The organism is Psychromonas sp. Urea-02u-13 (genome assembly GCF_002835995.1).
In the GTDB taxonomy this organism is placed as follows: Bacteria; Pseudomonadota; Gammaproteobacteria; order Enterobacterales; family Psychromonadaceae; genus Psychromonas.
Genome location: NZ_PJBZ01000045.1, coordinates 1 through 14,643, shown reverse-complemented (window position 1 = coordinate 14,643; position 14,643 = coordinate 1). Strand labels below are relative to the sequence as shown.

Sequence of the window (14,643 nt, the reverse complement as noted above, 5' to 3'; positions counted from 1 at the left end):
ACTGGCATGATTGCGCAGCCTCACTCTGCACACCACCCAGCCATTACCATTCCTTAAAAAGAAGATCCTGTGACATATCATAGGAGAACACTGATTATACTTAGTTTAATTTAAATTGGATTGGCATAGTTATATTGTTATTTTCTAAAACGCCTAGCTGTGATTAATTTTCGATCATTGATAGAAAATACCTGTTTGTTATATACGCCCCAAACCATAACCATTAATTATGAACTTTATAACATTTGATAATTTTATATTTAATCGCATCCGCCGTAGTATCACCTCATCGAAACGAGATACACATTAATCAATCGCATTATTTGGAGTAAATTATGAAAATGAATCACGTAGGTCTAATGGTGGGTGATATGGATAAAGCCGTTGAGTTTTATACTAAAGCACTGGGTTTAAAAATTGTAATGAACAACACTAAGGTACAAGAAGAGCGTGAAACAGCGATTGGTAGAATGTGTGTCGCTGTTTTTGGTGAAGGTTTTAAAGGCTTTAACATTGCGCACTTAGTGACAACTGACGGTATTGGTATTGAGCTATTTGAAATGAAAGAGCGCCAAGAACGTCACGAAGTTGATTTCTCTCGATTGGGCATCTTCCACTTCTGTCTTCAGACAGATGACTTTGAAGGGGCGATTGCACGTACTGAACAATATGGCGGTAAAGTGCGTATGGACATTATGCGCTACCACCCAGAAGACGACAGTAAACAAGCAAAAATGGTCTACTTAGAAGACCCGTTTGGCAATTTATTTGAGTTCTACTCACATAGCTATGAAGAAACTTACGCAACTGATTACGAGTAACCATTTAAATGTAACAAAAAAATGAGAAACAGAGCCAAGATAGCGCGCTGTTTTTTATAAAACGTATTTGCTTGCCTGAGTACATATTTAGTTCTCGTCAAGCAAGTCAAAATCACAAACATGATGGTGGAAATTACCACACTCATTACCGTCTTTTTTATACTGTTTATCTTTTATCACTAAATAGGCTTTTGAATCGATGAACAGTTTCACTAAGTCCCCATTTAACTGCTCTTTTTCAGCCTCATTGTTTAATATTTTAAAGGCAATTTCATTAGGTAGCGCGTTTTTATAGGGCCTATCAGAAGCGGTGAGTGCATCATAAATATCACACACTGTCATAATTTGTGAAGCAAGCGGAATCTGCTGACCGGTTAACCCTCTTGGGTAACCACTGCCATCTTTTTTTTCATGATGCGCACCGGCAATATTTGGAATATCTTGTAGCTCATGTGTCCAGGGGATCTGTCTTAAAAATGTTTCAGTATGAATCACGTGAGAGCGGATCTCATCCATCTCTTCTCCTGTCAAACTGCCCTTAGGAATTGATAAAGCGAGTAACTCCTGTTTATTGATTAAAGGGGTCAATATCCCGCTGTCATTAACGGCTTGATAAGCATGAATCTGTTGTAAGTTTTCAGAAATAGATTCAACCAGAATAGTGGGTTCATTAGCTTGTAAAATATCTAACCAAAACTGTTCTAATTGCGCGATTTGTTGTTGGATACTCTGTTGCTGTTTAAGCATTAATTGCGGGTTTAAATTCTCAGTTTCATTAAATAGCTTAAGCTCAACTTCTGCGCGCTGACGAAGTAGGGTTTGTTGCGTTAAGCGAATACGATATTTAATAATATCTAATTGATGCTCTGTCAGCTTTTTAGCTTTGGTTAAAACGGACTCTTTAACCCCTACTTTTCCAAAATCATGCAATAGTGCAGCATATTTTAGCTGGCGTAGATCTTTTTTGCTGAGTAGCTGTTGTTGGTATTGTGTAAGCCCTGAATTTGGCAAGCAGTTTGCCAACGCAATAGAAAGGTCTGCAACACGAAATGAGTGACCACTGGTGGTAGGGTCACGTTGTTCAATCGCAGTTACAGAGGCTTGTACAAAACCTTCAAAGAGGCGATGAATGCTTTCAATCAAACGCCTATTTTCAATAGCAATCGCAGATTGGCTAGCTAACGCACGTAATAATGGGCAAATCGATTGTTCAAAGGGGATAACATTTTCTTTGGTCACCGAATGAGAGTTTAAGCAGACTCCTGCTTGTTTGGTATGGTTAATAAACTGTAATACACCAATAATATTTCCTAAATGGTTACATATTGGCAGGGCTAATAAAGATTGGCAGCGATAACCTGTTGCATGGTCAAAAATAGGGTTAAATTGATAGGGACTGTCTTGCATCTGGTAAACATCTTCAATATTCAGTTCGTTGCCATGGGTTGCAACATATCCTGAAATACTGCTGTCACTCAGAGCAAAACACTGCTCCTCAAAATCAAACTCAATAGAAGCATTTTGTGTCAGCTTAAGAATCAGATGACTGTTTTTTTTATCTTCATTATCAAGCAGAAATAAAGATGCTGCATCACAACAGGCTAACTTTCTGCCTTCATCTAAAATCCTATTTAATAAAGCGGTTAGGTTCTTTTCAGCAGAAAGCGCAATGCCTATCTCAGTGAGCCTGGTTAAACTATTAGACTTGTTACTAAATTGTTGCCTTAACTCTTGATGCTGTAACTGTTGGATATATATTAATAGAGCGGACTCGATATGTTTAAGCGTGATCCTTTTATTGAACCCCGTTGGTACATAAAGATCGGCCTCCACTTCGAGGTGCTGCTCAGCAATAACCATTAAAAACTGCTTACTGCGCCACTGTTCAACGGTGGGTATGGTTAACGCTTCGAGTAATTGCTGATCTAATATAAGTAAAGCAGGTGATAATTTGAGTATCTCCTGCGCACTATTTACCTCGACGCAACGCAGCTGTTGCTCGTTTAACTCTTTTTGCATGCCGGTGTTTGAAAAAGCAGGGCCATGTCCGATCACTAGTTTCTGAAGTAAATGCTTATCATTAGTTAACTTCATAATTACTCCCATTTTACGTTTTTAGAATAGTTCAGTTTTGATAAATAGGCAGGCAATAAACAAAGTTGATGGTAGGTGTAAACATCAGGAAGGCTTTTTATTGAGATGATTTATCGAATCTATTTTTGACTATGAGTAAAAATCACCGCCCTGCTTGGCAATTAAACGATCGATATAAACTTGATAATATGCGCGAGGCTCAGATAAGACTTTTAATGGTATGAATAAAGCTAAAGCGACTTGCCAGCTTGCTGTTTTCTGCCCTTGCGTATTATCCTTTGCCGTTCTAATTGGGTGGTGTTTCACTTAGCTCAGAAAGAGACACACGGGTAACCAATGGGATAAAACCTGCTCGACGAGAGTTGCTGTAAGTCAGGTTAGCATTCTTCTCTGATATGCAATAATCAACGGTAAAGACTGGCACACCTAAACTAAGATAAATTTGATTCTGACTAATCCTGTTTGTTGTAGAGTATTCTTCATAGTGCCTTTCTCCACCGGTAAGATCACCGGCATTGGCATCATCCCATTCAGCATCACCTTCTCCAAAAAACCAAGTATCTTCGGTGGCAATACCATCTATCATCGCCACATAACGTGCCGGATTGTGATTGATGAGGTAAGGGGCATTTTGAGCAATAACAATAAAATCGGGACGAATGGCTCTGCCTGCTGCACCGATTTGTTCGATAAATAACATCATTTCATTTTCAGGGCTCACACCTTGAAGCAGTGCAACATCGCGAACAGCATCATCGTCATAGGCTTCGACCCAGTCTAAATAAATGCCATGAAATCCTGCTTTGGCTAACTTGGCCACTATTCCGTCTGGTTTTAACCAAATTTCTTTCCATTCGCTCTGCCAGTAGGCTACTGGATAGTTACCAACCCATCCATCAGGGTCAGTCGTGATCAAGAAACTAGGAGAGCCTCGCTTGTTTTTAGTGGGCGCTATCCAGTCGGACTGCCAATAACTACGGTAATCTGAGGCCTGCCCAATATCTGCATAGGCTAAAAGAATACGATCATCTCCATTTAATTTACGTTCAAGCCGTTTTACCAGATAATCGGTATCGTAGGAAAAATCAATAAAATCGTTGCCGGGTTCAACCACAAGCATGTCGTAATCGGTGACAGCCAAGGAGTCGATTTTAGCATTTTCATCTAGCCCCTGGATTTGATACATCCAAGAGTCGATACTAACACCGTTAAGAATCACTGGATTAGTCTGCTCGCCTGCTGTGTCAGCATTGTTAGCATAGTTGCTAGCGCCTATATCAGAGGAGAGACTGGCAGACCCGCTTTCGATTTTTGTATAGTTTGACAAAGAAAAGGCGAATATAAAACCGGCTACAACTAGCCCTACAGAAATGAGACCTTTGGGGAAATTTGTCTGCTTCTTTCCGTTCAGTGGCGCTCTAGGTTTAGCGTGACTGTTATTAAGCACTTCGTAAACTTCGATGGGCTCTTTGATTCCTTTAACTAAATAACGCCCGTGTGGCTGCCATTGGATATTCTCGTGTTCACTCAACCAACCTTTAGCGCTGTCAAATACCGTATAACTTAAATAAATTTGCCCACCATCAGCAAGGCTTTCTATCCTAGATGCTCTATTAACATGGCGACCAAAAACATCTGCCTGAACGTTATCGTCTACTGCAACTTGTCCCATATGCATACCTATTCGAATAGATAAATCTTCATATTCCGGGTGGTTATTATTAAACGCGGTAATTGCTTTTTGAATTTCTAATGCGCGCTCAACGGCTGAACTAGGTTCAGAAAAAACAGCCATCACAGCATCACCTATAAATTTGATAACCAACCCATCATTATTTTTTTGAATAATATTTGTAAGCAACTTATCGTGTGCCTCGCGTATTTCACGAGAGTACTTTTCGCCTTTCTCTTCGGTCACTAAGGTAAAGTTCTTAATGTCGGTAAACATGACCGTTAATACGGCTGTATTTTTACGTTTGATATAACCATTGAGACTGCCAATTTCTTCGTTACTGATATCAATTTGTGAAAGATTATTACTTTTCATAATCGCTCTTAGCCTCCCCATTTTCAGTGTTACCCTTGCCGAGTAACCTTGAATATGAGTTGTTAAAGTAGTCGAATATATTGCATTATTTAGATTAAGATTAGCAGAGTTGCTTGTGAATTCAATCATCACGAAAAATGGCTCATTGCCCGTTTTTTTTGCGTGTTTTTGTTTTTAAATTATATAAATTTAGAATAAACACTCTGCAATTATCTATCTACATTAGTGTAATGGATAAGTGGCTCTGACCACTCACTTGGGAAATAACGAAGAGTATTTTATAAGCCACTATGTGGCCAATTTTACTGCGTCACAACAGTGAAAGGGCTATTGCACGTACTGAGCAATATGGCGGTAAAGCGCGTATGGACATTATGCGCTACCGCCCAGAAGACGACAGTAAACAAGCAAAAATGGTTTACTTAGAATACCCGTTTGGCAATTTATTTGAGTTCTACTCGCATAGTTATGAAGAAACTTACGCTGCAGATTACGAATAAAAATTTTAACCTAATTCGCGCATTACAAGCTGTTTATAGCGTCGTTTTTTGTAGTTAATAACGAATTTTATAGGGAGCTTTGTGCCCTATTGAATGACATTGCATAGAAAACATGAAAACATGAAAACATGAAAACATGAAAACAACGATGTGCATAAATAGCTCACCGCTCATTTAAAATCGTACCTTTGCGCAAGATAATTAAATCAGAAAGCTGTGTGCCTATATTTTGTTAATCGAGGATGAAATATCAAACATAAGCAGTTTTACATCAGATCCTCTTTTTTGCAGTAGTGACATAAAAATAAGATCAGTAATTGCATTTTGAGCGGTTCGAGAAGAGATAGATGAACTTCGGTATTTCTCTTCATCGGCAATGGTATCAATACAATAGTCGGCTATATCTCTTAGTCCATTACGTTTTTTTCTGGTTAAGGCGATCACAGTTGCCCCTTTATCACGCGCAGCTTTTGCTGCTATTAATATCTCTTTACGCAGGCCAGAGTACGATAATAGAATTTGTACATCTCCTTTCTTTAACGTATTTGCCGTTGCAATCTGCACATGAGTATCCTGCTCTGAGAGTGCAATAATGCCTATTTTTAATAATTTAAAAGAGAGATCTTTTGCTGTTAATGCGGAACCGCCGATGCCCATTATTTGCACTCTTGCTGCGCTATTAATGAGCTTAATAATTTTTGAAAATTCAATATGATTAATGGCATTCGTTGTATTGAGTAATGCTTGTTGTTTTTCCTGAGCAAGCTTCTGCGCCATCATTAAAATACTATCTTGGTCGTTAATTTTACTATGCAGAGGGATATGTGCATTCAATAATGACGCTTTATGGTTTTGCTCTTTTATTAGCGCAAACTTAAAATCAGTGAAACCTTTGTAACCAAGCTGTTGAGTAAATTTTATAATACTAGATTGGCTAACTTGAATTTTTTCGCAAAGTACTTGGCTGGTCATCTCACTACATAATTCTTGATTCTCAACAATATAATCAAGAATTTTAATGCGACTAGGAGAAAGAGAGCTGCGTTGATTTAATAACTGCTGCAAAATAGACATAAAACCCTGGAATTATTTGTAATATATTATTCCACTTTGCTTGGTTGTTATTCCAAAGTCAAATGCAGATAAGCCTGCAACTTAAAGTAACTTAATTACTCCCCTCCTAATTAAAGTAATAAATTATTCCAACAAACCCTCTTTTTAGAATGACTTTTAGCGTGAACCAGCTCACTTTTTCCTTACTAAAATTCAGTATTATGCTGAAAAAAAATTGAAATTAACCCGGATAAGGATAAAAAATGAGTATTGATTTAACAACGTTAGTGACAGAAAGTCGTAATAGCCATTCAGAAACAATCGATACTTTATCAACATTTGATATGTTGAAAGTGATCAATAACGAAGACCAAAAAGTAGCATGTGCGATTGAAAAAACACTGCCAGAGATCGCTCAAGTCGTAGACGCTGCCGTTACTGCTTTTAACAATAATGGGCGCCTGATCTATATCGGCGCAGGCACATCGGGCCGTTTAGGCATTTTGGATGCAAGTGAATGCCCTCCTACTTATGGGTCGGCACCTGAACTTATTGTTGGAGTGATTGCTGGCGGTAAAAAAGCAATTTTAAGTGCCGTGGAGAATGCTGAGGACAATAAAGAACTGGCGATATCAGATTTACAGGCACTTTCATTTAATAAAAATGATTTGCTGGTTGGTATTGCTGCAAGTGGGCGCACCCCTTATGTATTAGGAGCCATGGAATATGCCCTCTCATTAGGGGCAATAGTTGCGAGCATAAGCTGTAACCCGAAAAGTCCAATGACAGATCTTGCAACCATCGCTATCACGCCAATTGTAGGACCAGAGGTCGTAACTGGATCTTCTCGCATGAAAGCGGGAACAGCACAAAAATTAGTGCTGAATATGATCACGTCGGGGGCAATGATTAAAATGGGCAAGGTGTTTGGTAACTTAATGGTCGATGTTGAAGCAACCAATGCAAAACTGATGCAACGCCAAAAAAATATAGTAGTAGAAGCAACAAGTTGCTCATTAAAACAGGCTGAAGCGGCCTTAAATGAATGCGCTTTTCATTGTAAGACAGCCATTGTAATGATTCTACTTGATCTCAATGCCTGCGATGCAAAACAAAAACTTCAACAAAGCAAAGGCTTTATTCGCCCAGCATTAACACTTCAAGAGGCTTAGATTATGGCTAAAATCACAGAAGATATGATTGCTAATATTTTAGTGGCTATTGGTGGCTATTGGTGGCGCTAAAAATGTAAGTAAATGTGGCAACTGCATGACACGCTTACGCTTAACACTGGCAGATGACAGCTTGGCAGATAGGGATTCGCTTAAAAAGATAAGCGGTGTTTTAGGCATGGTTGAGAGTGATGACCAATTTCAAATAATTTTAGGCCCAGGCAAAGCACAACAAGCAGCAGAGTTAATGAATGAGCAGATCAGTTCAACTGACGATACAGTGCTTGATAACGAACAAGATAAAAGCTTGGCGGATATTACATCGGCTAAAAAAGGCAACTTAAAGAAAAAACAAACGAGCGCTGTGCAACGCTTTTTAAGTAAATTTGCAACGATATTCACCCCCTTAATTCCAGGGTTTATTGCCGCAGGTTTATTGCTTGGTTTTGCGACACTCTTTGAGCAAATTTGGGTGGTTGGCAATGAGCTACCTAATGCGCATTTAGTTCATTTTTTACAATATATGCGCATATTTGGTACCGGGCTATTTGCCTTCCTCAGTATTTTGATTGGTTACAATGCACAACAAGCCTTTGGTGGGTCAGGTGTAAATGGCGCCATTTTAGCCTCGCTTTTTGTAATGGGTTATAACCCAGAGGTAGCGACAGGCGTCTACTCAGGCATGAGCGAGTTCTTTGGTTTTGCGATTGACCCTCGTGGCAATATTATTGGTGTTTTAATTGCCGCGATAATGGGGGCGTGGGTTGAACGTCAAGTACGCAAGTTTGTACCTGATAGTCTTGATATGATCCTCACTTCACTTATTACACTACTAATTATGGGCGCAATGGTATTTATTGTGATCATGCCTATTGGCGCTCTCTTGTTCCAAGGAATGTCTTGGTTGTTTATTCACCTCAATGGCAACCCAATTGGTAGCGCTATTTTAGCGGGATTATTTTTAATCTCTGTTATGTTTGGTATCCATCAAGGGTTTGTACCTGTTTATTTCGCACTAATGGAAACACAGGGTTTTAACTCACTATTTCCTATTCTTGCAATGGCGGGAGGAGGTTTAGTCGGCGCTTCTGTCGCTGTATTCTTTAAAGCGAAGAAAGGATCTGTCACTCGTGCACAAATAAAGGGTGCAATTGTACCTGGAATATTTGGTATTGGTGAGCCTCTGATTTACGGCGTCACGCTACCCCGTGTGAAACCTTTTGTTACCGCATGTATTGGTGGCTCAGCGGGTGGCTTCTTTATCGGAATGGTCTCTTATATGGGCTTACCTGTCGGATTAAATACCGTATTTGGTCCCTCGGGAATCATTGCATTACCACTCATGACCTCTGATTCAGGCATCTTTATCGCCATGGCAGTCTTTGCCGCCGGATTACTTATCTCATACACAGTCGGATTTTTAGCGACCTGGTTCTTTGGTACTAAAAATGTAGACCTCAGCTAATCCTTGTTAGCAAGTAGCTTAACTATCAGCTGCTTGCTAACAATTTTGAACAGGTAAATCTGATTTACCTGTTCCCCCCCCACGGAATGAAATGATTAACCTTACCGTTTAAACGGAAGGTGAAGGGATTCTTACGTTTAAAAAATAATAATTAAAACTAAAATTAAAACTAAGGAAACAAAATGAAGAAGAAACTATTAGCGATAATGATCCCCGCCTGTCTATTTACAGTCAATGCAGATGCAGCCAAAATTTATGAAGATGGTTCATTTGTAAATCTTTATACACGTTTAGGTTTCAATATAACGGATAAGGCTGATGAGCATGCAGAAGGAAAATTTGATGGGCGCCTCGGATTTAGCGGTAAACAAGTTATTAATGATCAGTTTTCATTAATTGGACAAGCTCAATTTCAAGTGGGCGCGATGGAAATGGCCAACAAAGGCAGTAATTCATTTAGCCCTCGTTATGTTTGGACTGGTTTTGATGCAAATGAATACGGTAAAGCAACTTTTGGTCGTGTTGCCTCTGGCTTAATCATGTTCACTGATATTGGTGATGTGTTTGCATCTTCGGATGTCGCAGTTGGTCGTCAAGTTAGCAAAGTTGATACTACGGCGACACAAGTATTTCGACAAGATGGTACTTTACAGTACCAAAACTCTATCGCTAATTTCGACTTTTCAGCAGCTTACATTCTTGGTAACAGTGAATCTAATTTAAAGAGTAGTTATAACACAGCACTACGCTATACCTTTGATTTTGGTAATGCTGGTCAGTTTGCGCCTGTTGTTGTTTATCAGCATAACCAATCAAGAGATAACCTGGATAATGTCAATAATATCGACAGCTACGATTTATGGGGTGCGGGTTTTAGATATTACATTGGTGACGTTATGCTTGGCGCACTTTATTCTGAAGACAATCTAACTTACCTAAACTCCTCCACCGAAAGTAAAGACACTGATATAGAGATGACTCTAGTGTACAACTTTGCAGAGGACTGGAATTTCAAAACAGGTTACCGAAATTTAAAAAATGAGGGAGGAGATGAAGTAGAAGTCGATACCAAAACATTTGAGTTTCAATACAAAGTAACCAATAAATCTTCTATATTTGCAGCCTACATGTTGCAAGATGGTGATGATGGAACAACTGAAAAGGGGAGCTTTAGTCGTTCAAATGAAGAAAGCTTTTATCATATTGGACTGCGTTACGAGTGGTAATTAACACGCTCTAAAATACAGAGGGAATCCCCTCTGTATTATTTTGTATTGGTTTTGTTGAGCAACTACAATTACCGCTAATTATTTTGAATCGATAACTTCAGCAATTCAAAAGAGGCCTGTACTTGCGCTAATGGTGAGGCAAAGTTCATGCGGTAAAAGTTTTCATCCATTTCACCAAACCAAGTCCCAGGGGTTAATGCTAATTTAGCTTGTTGCGTTAACATCAGTTTAAGCTCAGCAGATGATAAACCTAACCCAGTAAAATCAAACCATATTTGATTCGTGCCCTCTGGTACAAAGATCTTAACCTGTGGTAATTCTTTCGCCATAAAGGCAACAATCCAGTTACGTGTCTTTTCGGTATAAGTTAAAAATTCATCAAACCATGCTTTACCTTCTTGGTAGGCAGCAATGGTGGCATTAGTCGTAAATGCATTGCCGTGATCAAGTGACATTGAAGTCACCGAATCGTTACTGCTTAGTGATAAAAAGCTGGTCGATAAAGTACTCACCTCAATTCAGGAGATGGGAGTCACAGTGTGGTTAGATGATTTTGGTACGGGTTATTCATCGCTGAGTTACCTGCAAAGCTTCCATTTTGATGGTGTAAAAGTAGATCGTACTTTTGTTCAAGATATCGAAAGTAATAAGAAGAATCAGGACTTAGTGAAAGCGATTATCTCATTAGCGAACACCTTAAAAATTGATACGGTGATCGAAGGTATTGAAACAGAAGCGCAAGCCGCGGTATTACAAGATTTTGGTTGCATAACAGGTCAAGGGTATTATTACGCAAAACCGTTACCCGCAAGCGCGTTTGAGCAACAGTGGTTAAACATTAAAAAATAACTAGTAAAAAATAAGTATGCCATTTCGTATTAATGCAATTAGTCCTCTGTCCTATTAAAATAAGACAGAGGACTATTGTTTATAACGACTGTCAATCCTATCCCCCCCCCTCATTTAAAGCGCCTCAAAAAAACATCGATGCAGGAATAAGACTATTGTTCAGCAAACGCCTGTGTAACAATTACCCTTTATCAAACGATCTTGATGGAGGTGCTATGCCCAATGAAAATTCAAAAATCCTATCCATTAAGTTAAACAACTTTATCCACCGGATTGATTGTAAAGTCGCCATGATAGCGCTTGCAACTCAACACTGCTGTCGCTTAAAACGTATTCGCCGTTCAAAAAACTGGTTATTAATGGGCAGCCAAAGTCAGCTTATTGAGATAGCGGATAAATTACGACAGAAAAAAACAATGTGGATTGTACAAGCCATTAATACCGCCGGATCAAAACCAACCTTTAATTTAGCGTTGCTCATGAAATCTAACCCTGCAATGACAGTTAATCAGTTAATAGCAGAGACAGGTTGCACCTTGATTGAGGCACGAGATGCCATTGATACTGCTGAAGGTTTTATTTAAAAAGAGGAAACTTCCGATCTTTCTGCTTATTTGACCTCATTTATTTAACCTACCTTGCTACAAACACTGTGCTCAGCCGACTGATTGACTAAAACTGCATAGCTAAGAAATCCCTGCTGTTTACTTGAATTCCTAGCCCGATTGCATAGGCTTAATAGATAAGTAACAAAGGAGTTTTATTATGCAACCTCAAGCAGATTTTACATTAGAACTGACTCAATTAAGTGCTCAAGCGGTCAAAGCACTCGCTCCTTCTTTTGCATCGTTGCCAAAAACAGATCACGCTGATGGGCAATATCGCCTGCGTAGGTATTCCAGTATCACGCTAGGCCCAAAAGGAATCAATCACTTAGCGAGTCATCAGTTTGTCCAATCGGAAGAAATAAATCATTTTCAAGGCGACGTGGTTCGACAATTTGAAGAACTGCAAGAGCACATCATTAATAGTGATGCTTTATTAGAAATGTGTGAGATTTTTAAACAAGCAAATCACCTATCAGATCAACAAATCATCGATATTCACCAAATGCGCATCACTGCGATTTATGACCAAACTAAGGTATCGCCTGAAGGCATTCATCAGGATGGTTTTGATCATATCGCCATGATTGGCATTGATCGTCATAATATTAGTGGTGGTGAGCTACTGATTTACAATAGCAATAAAGAAGCCCCCTTCTTGCATAAAGTATTAACCTCAGGCGAAGTCGCGTTGTTGGATGATCATCGTCTTTGGCATAACGCAACGCCAATCTCTTTGATTAATAAATCAGAAGCCGGTCATATGGACGTATTTGTATTAACCGCTAAGGATTTGTGAGTGTACTTCACTGCGAATGAAGCCCGTAAACAATTCCCGGCCTTGCAACAGAAAATAAACAATAGAGCAGTTTATTTCTTTGACGGGCCAGGCGGGACACAAGTCCCCGAATCTGTTCTCTCTGCCATGACACATTATTTAGGGCAATATAATGCCAATCTTGGTGGCCAATTTTTTTCCAGTAGAAAAACCGTCGCCGTCGTTAACAAAGCCCGTCAATCCGCGCAAGCTTTGCTCAATGCAAACAGCGAAGATAACATTATTTTTGGGCCGAATATGACTTCGCTGACCTTTCAACTTAGCCGTGCCCTTAGCCGAGATTGGCAAGTAAAAGATGAAATAATTGTGACCTCTTTGGATCACTATGCGAATGTTTCTCCCTGGCAGCAAGCAGCAGAAGATAAAGGTGCATATATACGACAAGCGCGTATCAATGAACAGGACTGCACTCTCGATTACGATCACCTGTTAGCATTAATTAATAACAAAACAAAACTCGTTGCCATCACTTATGCATCCAATCTCACTGGCTCAATCGTGGATGTACAACGTATCGTTAATGCCGCTCATGCAGTTGGCGCGCTAGTCTATGTTGATGCAGTACATTATGCAGCCCATGGGTTAATTGATGTTCAGGCTTTAGATTGTGATTTTTTGCTTTGTTCTGCCTACAAGTTTTTTGGACCTCATTTAGCTATCGCGTATATTGCCCCTCGCTGGTTACAAATATTAAAGCCCTATAAAGTCGAACCTGCTACCAACAGTGGCCCGGGCCGATTTGAAACAGGCACACTATCCTTTGAAGCATTAGCGGGGCTGATTGCCAGTGTGGAATATCTTGCCCAATGGGCAGATCCAAGCTTATCGTTGCGTTTACGCTTGCAGCATAGTTTTGCCCAGTACCATCAACATGAAATGCAATTGAGTCGTTATTTTTTAAGCAAAATTGCAGGACAAGAAAAAATCACCTTATTTGGCATAACCAATCCATCACAACTTGAACAGCGCACACCCACTTTTGCGCTACGAATAACCGCAATAACACCAATAAAGGTGGCTCAGGAATTAGGCCGGTCTAATATCTGTGTCTGGAACGGTCATTGTTACGCGCAGGGTTTATGCACTCAATTAGGCATACTGGACTCGGGAGGCGTTATCCGCATTGGTTTTATGCATTACAATACTGAGCAAGAGATAGATCAGCTTTTTACGGCGTTAACAACATTAATGGAGGGAATAAAATAATAAAGAAGCTAAATTTAAGACGGCCATATTTAAGACTGACATTAGTAGCGGTCTTTTATAGGTGGGTTCTGTGAGATTTGAAAGTAGCAGGCTAAACACTTAAAAAGAGCCTGTGGCGCAGGGCAAACCACAGACTAAAAAACATTATTTAACTTAAATGACTATTTTGCCTTTTGCTCGTCCCCCGCAAAAAATAGCCCAGAAATTTACCGAGTGCAGGTTAATTTCAATTAACCACAAACCATTTCAGACGCAGTGCATCTCAGCCAAACTAACCGTATAATATGCTATCACTCTGATTTACGATTAAGGCCAGACTTAATGCCAAGCACTCCCCCAACTTGTTTAACAGCACTCGCTGAACCAAGCCAAACTCATCAACACTTCAAAATATTTAAGCCCTATGGTTTTTTAAGCCAGTTTGTACCTGAACAACGCAAGAAGAAACACCTGCTTGGCGAGCTATTTAACTTCCCCGATAAAATCATGGCGATTGGCCGATTAGACCACGACTCCGAAGGGTTATTGTTACTTACCACCGACGGTATGATGAGCTACAACGTCAGAAGCAAAGGCATAGAAAAAGAGTACTACGTGCAAGTGGATGGCGCGATCACAGAGGCGGCAATGTTTCTGCTACAAAATGGGGTTGAGATTGGCATTAATGGCAGTAAATATTTAACCCTACCTTGCAAAGCATTCAAGCTAGACGTGGAACCTGAGCTACCTAGTCGTGGCCGTAAAATCCGCGATCCAAGGCATGG

Annotated in this window: 13 protein-coding genes and 1 pseudogene; 10 read left to right on the top strand and 4 right to left on the bottom strand. The window is 39.7% G+C overall.

Annotated elements, in window-relative coordinates:
* Positions 1-335: 335 nt before the first annotated feature.
* Positions 336-821, top strand: coding sequence for a VOC family protein (locus CXF74_RS06395; protein ID WP_101081585.1), 486 nt, complete (start codon positions 336-338; stop codon positions 819-821).
* A gap of 87 nt (positions 822-908) precedes the next feature.
* Here the strand turns inward: CXF74_RS06395 and CXF74_RS22820 are convergent, their stop codons facing one another.
* Both CXF74_RS22820 and CXF74_RS06385 read right to left on the bottom strand, forming a co-directional pair.
* A complete protein-coding gene (locus CXF74_RS22820; protein ID WP_198552802.1) occupies positions 909-2,915 on the bottom strand; it encodes a GAF and HD-GYP domain-containing protein in 2,007 nt (668 codons plus the stop codon).
* A 286-nt stretch (positions 2,916-3,201) separates the two neighbouring features.
* Positions 3,202-4,962, bottom strand: a complete 1,761-nt coding sequence (locus CXF74_RS06385; protein ID WP_198552801.1) for an adenylate/guanylate cyclase domain-containing protein — start codon at positions 4,960-4,962, stop codon at positions 3,202-3,204.
* Between the two features lie 326 nt (positions 4,963-5,288).
* On the opposite strand from CXF74_RS06385, the pseudogene CXF74_RS06380 reads away from it, so the two are divergent.
* Positions 5,289-5,462, top strand: a pseudogene (locus tag CXF74_RS06380) (glyoxalase); the annotation flags it as partial.
* Positions 5,463-5,684: 222 nt separating this feature from the next.
* Here CXF74_RS06380 and CXF74_RS06375 read toward each other — a convergent pair.
* Positions 5,685-6,536, bottom strand: a complete 852-nt coding sequence (locus tag CXF74_RS06375) for an SIS domain-containing protein (protein WP_101081582.1) — start codon at positions 6,534-6,536, stop codon at positions 5,685-5,687.
* A 242-nt stretch (positions 6,537-6,778) separates the two neighbouring features.
* On the opposite strand from CXF74_RS06375, the gene murQ reads away from it, so the two are divergent.
* From murQ to CXF74_RS06360, 3 genes are all read left to right on the top strand, one after another.
* A complete protein-coding gene (gene murQ / locus CXF74_RS06370; protein WP_101081581.1) occupies positions 6,779-7,687 on the top strand; it encodes an N-acetylmuramic acid 6-phosphate etherase in 909 nt (302 codons plus the stop codon).
* A gap of 52 nt (positions 7,688-7,739) precedes the next feature.
* Positions 7,740-9,152 (top strand): PTS N-acetylmuramic acid transporter subunit IIBC, encoded by a 1,413-nt coding sequence (murP, locus tag CXF74_RS06365; protein WP_442965939.1) that lies wholly within the window; start codon positions 7,740-7,742, stop codon positions 9,150-9,152.
* A 182-nt stretch (positions 9,153-9,334) separates the two neighbouring features.
* A complete protein-coding gene (locus CXF74_RS06360; protein WP_101081580.1) occupies positions 9,335-10,378 on the top strand; it encodes a porin in 1,044 nt (347 codons plus the stop codon).
* A 77-nt stretch (positions 10,379-10,455) separates the two neighbouring features.
* Here CXF74_RS06360 and CXF74_RS06355 read toward each other — a convergent pair whose 3' ends face one another.
* Positions 10,456-10,836, bottom strand: a complete 381-nt coding sequence (locus tag CXF74_RS06355; protein WP_232772457.1) for a hypothetical protein — start codon at positions 10,834-10,836, stop codon at positions 10,456-10,458.
* On the opposite strand from CXF74_RS06355, the gene CXF74_RS06350 reads away from it, so the two are divergent.
* From CXF74_RS06350 to CXF74_RS06330, 5 genes are all read left to right on the top strand, one after another.
* A complete protein-coding gene (locus tag CXF74_RS06350) occupies positions 10,835-11,230 on the top strand; it encodes an EAL domain-containing protein (RefSeq protein ID WP_101081579.1) in 396 nt (131 codons plus the stop codon). The genes CXF74_RS06355 and CXF74_RS06350 overlap by 2 nt on opposite strands.
* Positions 11,231-11,445: 215 nt before the next feature.
* Entirely contained in the window at positions 11,446-11,814 is a 369-nt protein-coding gene (locus tag CXF74_RS06345) for a ribosome recycling factor family protein (RefSeq protein WP_101081578.1), read from the top strand.
* A 181-nt stretch (positions 11,815-11,995) separates the two neighbouring features.
* A complete protein-coding gene (locus CXF74_RS06340) occupies positions 11,996-12,634 on the top strand; it encodes a 2OG-Fe dioxygenase family protein (RefSeq protein WP_101081577.1) in 639 nt (212 codons plus the stop codon).
* A complete protein-coding gene (locus CXF74_RS06335) occupies positions 12,635-13,879 on the top strand; it encodes a cysteine desulfurase-like protein (protein WP_101081576.1) in 1,245 nt (414 codons plus the stop codon).
* A 321-nt stretch (positions 13,880-14,200) separates the two neighbouring features.
* The coding region (locus CXF74_RS06330; RefSeq protein ID WP_101081575.1) for a pseudouridine synthase at positions 14,201-14,643 on the top strand (443 nt) is incomplete at its 3' end.

Excerpts from the sequence above, each read along its gene's own strand:
- CXF74_RS06395 (WP_101081585.1), top strand. The coding sequence starts at position 336 with ATGAAAATGAATCACGTAGGTCTAATGGTGGGTGATATGGATAAAGCC.
- CXF74_RS22820 (WP_198552802.1), bottom strand. The coding sequence starts at position 2,915 with ATGAAGTTAACTAATGATAAGCATTTACTTCAGAAACTAGTGATCGGA.
- CXF74_RS06385 (WP_198552801.1), bottom strand. The coding sequence starts at position 4,962 with ATGAAAAGTAATAATCTTTCACAAATTGATATCAGTAACGAAGAAATT.
- CXF74_RS06375 (WP_101081582.1), bottom strand. The coding sequence starts at position 6,536 with ATGTCTATTTTGCAGCAGTTATTAAATCAACGCAGCTCTCTTTCTCCT.
- murQ (WP_101081581.1), top strand. The coding sequence starts at position 6,779 with ATGAGTATTGATTTAACAACGTTAGTGACAGAAAGTCGTAATAGCCAT.
- CXF74_RS06360 (WP_101081580.1), top strand. The coding sequence starts at position 9,335 with ATGAAGAAGAAACTATTAGCGATAATGATCCCCGCCTGTCTATTTACA.
- CXF74_RS06355 (WP_232772457.1), bottom strand. The coding sequence starts at position 10,836 with ATGTCACTTGATCACGGCAATGCATTTACGACTAATGCCACCATTGCT.
- CXF74_RS06345 (WP_101081578.1), top strand. The coding sequence starts at position 11,446 with ATGCCCAATGAAAATTCAAAAATCCTATCCATTAAGTTAAACAACTTT.
- CXF74_RS06340 (WP_101081577.1), top strand. The coding sequence starts at position 11,996 with ATGCAACCTCAAGCAGATTTTACATTAGAACTGACTCAATTAAGTGCT.